Raw genomic sequence first — 8,166 nt, forward strand, 5'->3', positions numbered from 1 at the left:
ACCGCGCGCACGTGTTCGGAATATGAGCGCCGAGCGCGGGGAACTGTGCCGACTGCTGGTGGTCGGGCCGACCAGCCAGGTCGACGTGAGTCTGCCCACCCACATTCCGTTGGCCGACATGATGCCGGCCCTGCTGGGCGCGCTGGGACCGGACCTCGCCGATCGTGGTCTGGAGCACAGCGGCTGGATCGTGCAACGGCTGGGTGGACCGGTCTTCGACGAGTCCCGCACCGTCGCCGATCTCGACCTGGTCGACGGCGAGGTCGTGCACGTACGTCCACGCACCGACCAGATTCCGCCGCTGGCCTACGACGACCTGGTCGACGGCGTCTCGGCCGGCATCCGCAAGCGGTCCGGGCTGTGGCGTCCGCAGACCACCCGGGTCACCGCCCTGCTGCTGCTGGCCGCCTGGCTGACCGCCTGGCTGGCCGCCGCCCGGAGGTGGCCGGCCGAGTCCCGCAACCCGGTGCTGCTCGCGGCGATGGCGGTGCTGTGCTTCGTCGCGGGCTTCGCGGTGGTGCGCAAGCTGGCCGACCGGGCCACGGCCGGCATCCTGGGCGCCGCCGGTGTGGTCGGCACCGTGGTCGCCGCGCTGGACACGGCCGGCGGTGCCACCGTGCCCCGGCTGGTCCTCCTGGGCGCGACCGCCGGCACCGTCGCCGCGTTGCTGGTGGCCGCGTTCGTCTTCCCGCGCACCGGCTGGTGGCCGATCGCCGTCGGCCTGCTGGCGGCATGGCTGCTGGTCGCCGCCGCGCTCGCACTGCACACCAGGGCCACGCTGGACTGGACCACGATCGCCGCGGTCACTGTCGTCGTCACCACGGCGCTGCGTCCGGCGGTGCCGTCGGCCGCCTTCAAGCTCGCCGGGTTCACCCTGCCGGAGATGCCCGTCGAACCGGCGGACCTGCAGAAGGGCATCGACCCGGAACCGGCCGCCGGGGTGCTCACCCGGGCCGCCGTCGCCGACCAGTTCATGACCGCCCTGTACGCGGCGCTCGGCCTGGTCTCCGGGGCCGCGATGGTGTGGCTGGCGACGGCGCCCGGCCGGGCCGCGCCGCTGGCCGCCTGGCTGGCCGCCATCGCCCAGATCCTGGCGACCCGGCCGATGACGAGCGTCTGGCACCGGGCGGCGCTGGCCGGTCCGGCGATGGTCGCCATGGCGGCCTGGTGCCTGACCGCACCCACGGACCGGAGTCCGTTGGCCGCCCAACTGGCGATCGGCTGCTGCCTGCTCCTGGCGGTGGCGTGCGGGGTGGCGGCGCGGATACCGGTCGGTCGGCGGTTCAACCCGATCTGGGGCCGGACGGGCGACCTGGCGCACACCGCGATGGTGGCCGCCCTCGGGCCGACCGTCGTGGTCATCACCGGCCTGATCGACGTGATCCGGGCGCGGGTGGGTTGACGTGTCGTCGCGTCGTGACCAGGTGGACGCCCAGCGGTACATGATGGCCCGGGTGACCGGTGCGCTGGTGCGGGCCGAGCCGGAGACCGCCGAGTCACCGACCCGCCGGGACCGCACCGGCACGATCGTCGGCCTGGTGCTCGGGGTCCTGCTGCTGGGCGGGGTCGCGATCTGGGCGCTCATGCCGGGATCGGGCTCGACCAGTTGGCAGCAGCCGCGGATGCTGGTGGTGGACGCCTCGACCGGGGCGCGGTACGTGTTGGTCGACGGTCGGCTACGCCTGGTCAACGACGTGGCGACGGCCACCCTGCTGGCCGGCGGGCGACTCACCCCGGTCACCGTGTCCTCGGCCAGACTCGCCAGCGTGCCGCAGGGCCCGGCGGTGGGCACCCCGGCCGGGCCGCAGGTGCTGCCCGCGGCCGGCCGGGTCAACCAGGGGGTGTGGCGGGCCTGTAGCCGGGACGCCAACCGGGTCGTGCTCGACGTCGACGTGCCGGCGGCCCCCGATCCGCTCGGCGACGGGCAGGCGCTGCCGGTCACCGCGGGCGGCAGGACGTACCTGTTGTGGGGCGGGCGACGGCTGCTCCTGCCCCAGCCGTGGATGGCCGACGTGCTGGGGCTGGGGCTGCTCGCCCCGGTGCCGGTGGCGACCGCCTGGCTGGAGTCGATCCCGCTGGACGGCACGGTCGGCCCGCCGAAGGTGGCTCGGGCCGGCGGCGCAGGCCCGAGGGTGGCCGGCCGGCCGACGTCCATCGGCCAGCTGTTCGCCGTGGACATGGGCAACGGCAAGGTCGGCCACTACCTGATGACCTCCGACGGGCTGGCCCCGCTGACCGAGACCGAGTACCGGTTGCAGCGGGCCACGCCGGGCGCGGCCAAGGAGACCGCCATCACCGCTGCCGACCTGGTCGCCGCCGGCCAGCGCAGCCCGGTGCGGCCGCTGACCGCGCTTCCGGCCACCCCGCCGGCGCCACCGTCCATGCCCGAGGACGCCGTGGTCTGCGCGGAGCACGCGGGGCAGGCCGACGAGAAACCCAAGGTCGTCCTGGCCAACGGGGCCGGCCTGCCGAGCGGCGGCAGCGGCGGGAAGCCCGGCGTGACGGTGCGGGTGCCGTCGGGCGGGGGAGCGCTGCTGATGCCCCCGGCCGACGCCGACACGGACCGGTGGCGGCAGCAGGGCCTGCTGGTCAACGAGCGGGGGATCGCCTACCCGATCCTGGGCGGCGACGTCACCACCCTGGGCTACTCGCTCGACCAGGCGGTGGTCATGCCCAAGCCACTGGTCGCCATGCTGCCCGCCGGGCCGGCGCTGGCCCGGCCGGAAGGGAGGTGAGGCCGCGGGGTACCCGAACGTCCCGCCGCCGTGGCCCGCCCCTCGGCCGGACGCGGCAGGCCGCGAGAGCACGTGTCCCACCCATCGCAACCACCCGACCGATAGCAGACAAGGAGAGTCATGCCGATCAACCAGCAGGGAATCGTCGCCGACGAGGCGACCATCAAGGGCATGGTCATGGCGTTCGGCCAGGCGCAGGCCGAGGCCAAGAACAGCCAGCAGGCCGTCACGGCCGCCAGCAGCAACCTGTCCGCCCAGTGGCAGAGCGACTCGGCCGCGCCGCGGTTCCTCCAGGCCGTCCAGCAGTGGCTCAACGGCTTCCAGAAGGTCCAGGCGGGCCTGGACATGCTCAACCAGAACATGCAGCAGTACGCGCAACTGACCACCACGACCGAAGACGACAGCGCGATGCGGGCCGGCGGCTGGGCCGTCGGCTGACCGCCCGGCCCGCACCTGTGCAGCCCGGACCGACGAACCCCGCCCGACGAACGACAAGGAGGCCGAGAATGGCCAACTACAGCATCAATCCCGCTGCCGTGCAGGCCGTCGCCGACGAGATGGCCAGGGAGACCCGCGAACTCGACCAGTCGCTGGCGAACCTCCAGGCCTCGGTGGCGAGGTTCACCGCCGCCAACAACGGTCAGGCGCCGGAGGCGTACAAGGCCGCCCAGGCGCTGTGGAACCAGGGACAGCAGGAGATGCGGGCGGCCCTGGCCCTAGGGCAGCAGCGCCTCCAGGAGATCAACGTCAACTACCAGCACGGCGACAACCGGGGCGCGGCCATCTTCAGCTAGCACCCCGCCGAACCCGACCTCGCACGAGGCCGGGGCGGCAGTCCCGCCGAGCCGACACCGGGTCAGGCGCGCTGGTCCGCCGCACCACCGGGTGGACCAGCGCGCCTGACCCGCAACCGTCCACGGACTCGTCCGGACCTCGGCCCCGGCCGGCGGACAGCCGAGTCCGGCTGGCCCGTCTCCATCCGAGAGGAACACCCCGATGAAGAACATCGTCATCAACGAGAGCTACCTGCGGAAGCTGCACGGCACCTACACCAAGCAGGTCGACGAGATCGATCTGATGTACGGCAAGAACTACCCGTACGGCTCCCTGCCGGATTCGACCGTCGACATCACCAAGCAGTTCAAGCTGCGCCTCGGCGGCAAGGGCTTCACCGAGGCGGAGGACCTGACGGGGGCGATCGACGTCGTCCGGGCCGGCCTGGCCAACCGGCTCAAGGGCGCCCGGGGCGAGCTCAACAACCTGGAGAACGGCATCAAGTTCCTGCTGGCCGACTCCGACGCCGTCGAGCAGACGAGCACGCTGAGCGCCGAGCAGTTCGAGTACTTCATGCCCAAAGCCGGGGGTTAGTCATGGCGAACACCGCGACGTTCGAGGATGCCCTGGCGAGCATTCTGGGGCTGGTGCTCGGCGGTGGAGAGGGCGGCGAAAAGGCATCCATCAACGACAACTTCCGACCGCGGACCATCAAGGGGCCCGGTTACTGGCTGATCTCCCAGACGAGCACGCTCAAACACACCGGTAGCTGGATGCCGGAGTACAACAAGGACGCGGTCACCTTCTACCGGTGGAAGCAGAACGGGGCCACCAAGCACATCACCCGGCTGACGGTGTGGGTGGGCGTGACCAGCCGGGACGACACCCAGGGGCAGAAGGGCAACTCCACCGACCCGGGAAGCTCGACCAACGCCGACGGCAACCCGGTCGTCTCGCTCGGCAACGCGTGGGAGCGGATGATCGTCGACCTGCCCAAGGTGGCCGGGCCGAACAAGGCGTTCGACCCGGACTCGATCGGATCGGTCCGCGAGATCCTGGCCAACCTGACCACCCACGCGGTGGGGATCTCGAGCGAGCTGACCGATCAGGTCAAGTCGGTGAACGCCAAGAGCCCCGACTTCAAGGGCTCCGCCGAATCGGCCTGGCGGCGTCGGGTGCAGGAGGCGAACAAGTACCTCGCCGACGTCCTGCCCCAGTTCAAGACCTGGGACACCTCGCTGTCCCAGGTCGAGCAGGCCATGAGGGACTTCATCACGGCGGTGGCCGACACCTTCGAGAAGTGGTCCTCGATCCACCCGGCCGGCACCTGGCAGCACCCGTACCGGGTCATCGCCACGATGTTCAACGAGAGCACGCTCCAGTACGGCGACCTGCACGACGGCCAGTCGAACGCCTGGGACCTGGGCCAGCAGTACGCCGACACCGGAGACACGGCGGGATACGACCGCCAGGGCACCAAGTTCGGCGGCTCGGACGCGGGCACCGTCACGTGGACGCCGCCCGCATGGGTGAAGTACCACCCGTTCGACGCCTTCAGCATCCCCGAGTGGAACAAGCTGGATCAGCATCTGCGCCAGATGTGGGCCGACAACGCCATCGAGACCTTCGCGCCGGCGGTGCTCGCGGCGAAGAAGTTGGTGTCGGTGTTCGCCGAGGCGCGCAACCCGATGAGCATCACCGACCCGAAGCCGGTCCCGCCCAACCCGATGCCCAACGACGTGGGGATGCCCAACGGCGGCTTCCCCAACAACCCGTTCGGCAACATGGGCAACCCCTTCGCCAACTGGGGCAACCCGTTCGCGAACATGGGAAACCCCTTCGCCAACGTGGGCAACCCGTACGCGAACATCGGCAATCCGTACGCGAACATGGGCAATCCCTTTGCCAACGTGGGCAACCCGTTCGCGAACGTGGGAGCCAACTTCGGCAACCCGTTCCCGAACGGCGGCGGCGTGGGTAACCCGTTCGCCAATGGCGGCGGCGCCGGCGCCTTCTTCCCCACCAGCCTGGTGCCCAACGCGGGCGCCGGCGGTGGCGCCGGCAATCCGTTCGCCAATGGCTTGGGTGCCTCCTTTGCCGGTGCTGGCGCCGGTAATCCGTTCGCTGGTGGGGCCGGCGGCAACCTTCCCGCCGGCATGATGCCCAACTCGGTCGGTGGGTTCGGTGCTGGCGCGGGCAGTCCGTTCGGTGGTGGCGCGGGCGGCGGCCTCCCCGCCGACCTGAAGGTCAAGTCGGGCATGCCGTCCGCCGGTGGCGGTGCGGGCATCCCGTTCGCCAACGGCAACCTGGACGGCGCGCTCGGCGGCGGTGGCGCGGGCGGTCCGTTCGGTGGTGGCGCGGGCGGCGGCCTGCCCACCGACCTGAAGGTCAAGTCGGGCATGCCGTCCGCCGGCGGTGGCGCGGAGAATCCGTTCACCGGGGGCGCCGGTGTGGGCAATCCGTTCACCGGGGGCGGCGGGGGCGGCAACCTGCCGACCAAGAACCTCGGGCTCAACCGCAGTCCGTCCGGGCCGCAGTCGTTGGGTGACCTGACGCCGTCGCAGTTGCGGCAACTGGACGGGGCCGGGCTGCTCGACGATGTGCCGCTGACGGCTGAGCAGGCTGACTACCTGCGGAAGAACGGTCTGTCGCCGGGGGGTGCGAGCAACCTCGGTCAGCTCAGTCCCGAGCAGCTCGACGCGCTGCAACGCGGCGGACTGCTGGACGAAACCCCCCTCACCGGCGACCAGCGGGCGAAGCTCGGCCTGGACGGGCCGCAGTCGTTGGGTGACCTGACGCCGTCGCAGTTGCGGCAACTGGACGGGGCCGGGCTGCTCGACGATGTGCCGCTGACGGCTGAGCAGGCTGACCACCTGCGGAGGAACGGTCTGTCGCCGGGGGGTGCGAGCAACCTCGGTCAGCTCAGTCCGGAGCAGCTCGACGCGCTGCAACGCGGCGGGCTGCTGGACGAACTCCCACTGTCGCCCGCCGAGCGGGCGAAACTCGGGCTGCCCAACCCGTCAGGAAACTCCGGCGGGGCCGGATCGGTGCCGGGCCTGGACACGGGTCGGTTGCCGTGGCCCGACACCGGCGGGGGTGGATCCGTGCCGGGCGTGAACACGGGTCGGTTGCCGTGGCCCGACGCCGGGCCGACGGCGCCGGTGGACCGGAATCCGTTCCCGACCACGGTGGACGGCAAGGACGTGTCGCCGAAGCCGGGCATGACCGGGAGCATCACCGCTCCTCCGGCGCTCGGCGACGTCACCAGACCCGGCTCGGCCAGCTTCCCGCACGTCCCCGGGGTGCAGGTCGGCACCGGGGGCCTGTCGGCGGTGCCGGGTGTGTCCGGCTCGGCCGGAGCGCTGAACCCGGACAAGCTGGGGGTGCCCGTCGGCGGCCCGGTCGGGGCCAACCTGACCCCGGGTCCGGGTGCCGGCCCTGGTCTCCCGCAGTCCGGCGGGGGCGGCATGGCGGGCGGTGGGATGCCGTTCATGCCCCCGATGATGCCGGGCATGGGCGGCCTGCCCCACCAGGGACAGGACCGTGATCGCCAGCGCAGCACCTGGCTGAAGGAGGACGAGAAGGTCTGGGGCACCGACCCCGACTGCGCGCCCGCGGTCGTCGGCCGGCGCGGTCGTGACGCCCGGGTCGAAGAGGACGAGTTCGGCATGCCGGTCGACGAGCGCCCCGGCAGCCAGGACGAGCGTCGCCGGTACCGGGGCCGGTGAACACTGTTGCGCCGATGTGAACCCGGTGGGGCGGGTCAGCCGTGGGACAAGAGGAGGAGGTAGTCGGGATGAGCATGCTGGGCGACGAGGAACTGTTGGCCGAGATGCGGGCGGCCCTGAAGGACGTCGATGAGGCGGCCGACCGGGTACGTCGGCGGGTGGCTCGGGCGCAGACCACGGTGGAGGACAAGAAGAAGCTGCTGTCGGTGACCGTGGGTGGGCACGGCGAGCTGAGCCGGATCACCTTCAACGGGGACGCCTACCGGCGACTCGCGCCAGCCGAGCTGGCCGACCTGATCGTGACGACGACGCGCACCGCTCGCGAGCAGGCCCAGCGCAAGACGATGGCCGGCACCGCCGAGCTGACGCGTCACCTCACCGGCCTCGACGACGCCGCGCAGTCGGCCGGAAGCATCGAGGAGCTCGTCGAGGGCATCGCCAGCATGGTCTCCCGCGGTGCCGACCGGCGGACCGGGCCGGCGGCGTCGTGAGCGGGTCACGGATCACCTTCAACGGGGAGGCCCTGGCCCGGCAGGTGCCGTTGGTGGGCCAGTTCAAGGACCACCTGATCGGCACGGTGGACCCGGTGCGCCAGATCGCCGAGTGCCGGTGGGCGGCCGGCGTCCCCGCGAACGACGAACTGAGCCTCCAGGCCCGCGCGGCCGTGCAGCAGGTCCTCGCGGGCATCGTGCTCGCGGCGTACGCCAAGTTGGCTGAGGCGGCCGGATTCCAGGGCGAGAAGCTGGACATGGTTCGCCGGGTCGGCGAGAACACCGAGGCCACCGGCACCGAGATGGTCCCGGACATGAGCGGTGGCACGCGGAGCTGATCCGCGGAGACGGGACAGCCGAGGGCTGGGGCGGTGGTCTGCGCCGCCGGGCGATTCGCACTGATTGCCCCTGATCGGGGGCGGGGAAGGGGCGTTGGCG

The 8,166-nt window shown here is 71.9% G+C and carries 8 protein-coding genes; all 8 read left to right on the forward strand.

Going from position 1 to position 8,166, the window contains the following annotated elements; genetic code table 11:
- Positions 1 to 22: 22 nt before the first annotated feature.
- The 8 genes from eccD (at position 23) to HDA31_RS10290 (ending at position 8,066) form a co-directional block, all read left to right on the forward strand.
- Entirely contained in the window at positions 23 to 1,402 is a 1,380-nt protein-coding gene (gene eccD / locus HDA31_RS10255; RefSeq protein ID WP_178064863.1) for a type VII secretion integral membrane protein EccD, read from the forward strand.
- 1 nt (position 1,403) lies between these two features.
- Positions 1,404 to 2,735, forward strand: a complete 1,332-nt coding sequence (eccB, locus tag HDA31_RS10260) for a type VII secretion protein EccB (protein ID WP_178064864.1) — start codon at positions 1,404 to 1,406, stop codon at positions 2,733 to 2,735.
- Between the two features lie 120 nt (positions 2,736 to 2,855).
- Positions 2,856 to 3,173, forward strand: a complete 318-nt coding sequence (locus tag HDA31_RS10265; protein WP_178064865.1) for a WXG100 family type VII secretion target — start codon at positions 2,856 to 2,858, stop codon at positions 3,171 to 3,173.
- A 68-nt stretch (positions 3,174 to 3,241) separates the two neighbouring features.
- A complete protein-coding gene (locus HDA31_RS10270) occupies positions 3,242 to 3,529 on the forward strand; it encodes a WXG100 family type VII secretion target (RefSeq protein ID WP_178064866.1) in 288 nt (95 codons plus the stop codon).
- 202 nt (positions 3,530 to 3,731) lie between these two features.
- Positions 3,732 to 4,103 carry a hypothetical protein gene (locus HDA31_RS10275; RefSeq protein ID WP_178064867.1) on the forward strand — a complete coding sequence of 124 codons (372 nt, stop codon included), beginning with the start codon at positions 3,732 to 3,734 and terminating at the stop codon, positions 4,101 to 4,103.
- Positions 4,104 to 4,105: 2 nt separating this feature from the next.
- Positions 4,106 to 7,237, forward strand: coding sequence for a hypothetical protein (locus tag HDA31_RS10280; protein ID WP_178064868.1), 3,132 nt, complete (start codon positions 4,106 to 4,108; stop codon positions 7,235 to 7,237).
- 68 nt (positions 7,238 to 7,305) lie between these two features.
- Positions 7,306 to 7,728: a YbaB/EbfC family nucleoid-associated protein gene (locus HDA31_RS10285; RefSeq protein ID WP_178064869.1), complete on the forward strand. Its 423-nt coding sequence runs from the start codon at positions 7,306 to 7,308 to the stop codon at positions 7,726 to 7,728.
- Positions 7,725 to 8,066 carry a hypothetical protein gene (locus HDA31_RS10290; RefSeq protein ID WP_178064870.1) on the forward strand — a complete coding sequence of 114 codons (342 nt, stop codon included), beginning with the start codon at positions 7,725 to 7,727 and terminating at the stop codon, positions 8,064 to 8,066. Before HDA31_RS10285 ends, HDA31_RS10290 begins: the two co-directional genes overlap by 4 nt.
- The last annotated feature ends 100 nt before the right edge of the window (positions 8,067 to 8,166 follow it).

The organism is Micromonospora carbonacea (assembly GCF_014205165.1).
Classification (GTDB): domain Bacteria; phylum Actinomycetota; class Actinomycetes; order Mycobacteriales; family Micromonosporaceae; genus Micromonospora; species Micromonospora carbonacea.

Excerpts from the sequence above, each read along its gene's own strand:
- eccD (WP_178064863.1), top strand. The coding sequence starts at position 23 with ATGAGCGCCGAGCGCGGGGAACTGTGCCGACTGCTGGTGGTCGGGCCG.
- HDA31_RS10265 (WP_178064865.1), top strand. The coding sequence starts at position 2,856 with ATGCCGATCAACCAGCAGGGAATCGTCGCCGACGAGGCGACCATCAAG.
- HDA31_RS10270 (WP_178064866.1), top strand. The coding sequence starts at position 3,242 with ATGGCCAACTACAGCATCAATCCCGCTGCCGTGCAGGCCGTCGCCGAC.
- HDA31_RS10275 (WP_178064867.1), top strand. The coding sequence starts at position 3,732 with ATGAAGAACATCGTCATCAACGAGAGCTACCTGCGGAAGCTGCACGGC.
- HDA31_RS10280 (WP_178064868.1), top strand. The coding sequence starts at position 4,106 with ATGGCGAACACCGCGACGTTCGAGGATGCCCTGGCGAGCATTCTGGGG.
- HDA31_RS10285 (WP_178064869.1), top strand. The coding sequence starts at position 7,306 with ATGAGCATGCTGGGCGACGAGGAACTGTTGGCCGAGATGCGGGCGGCC.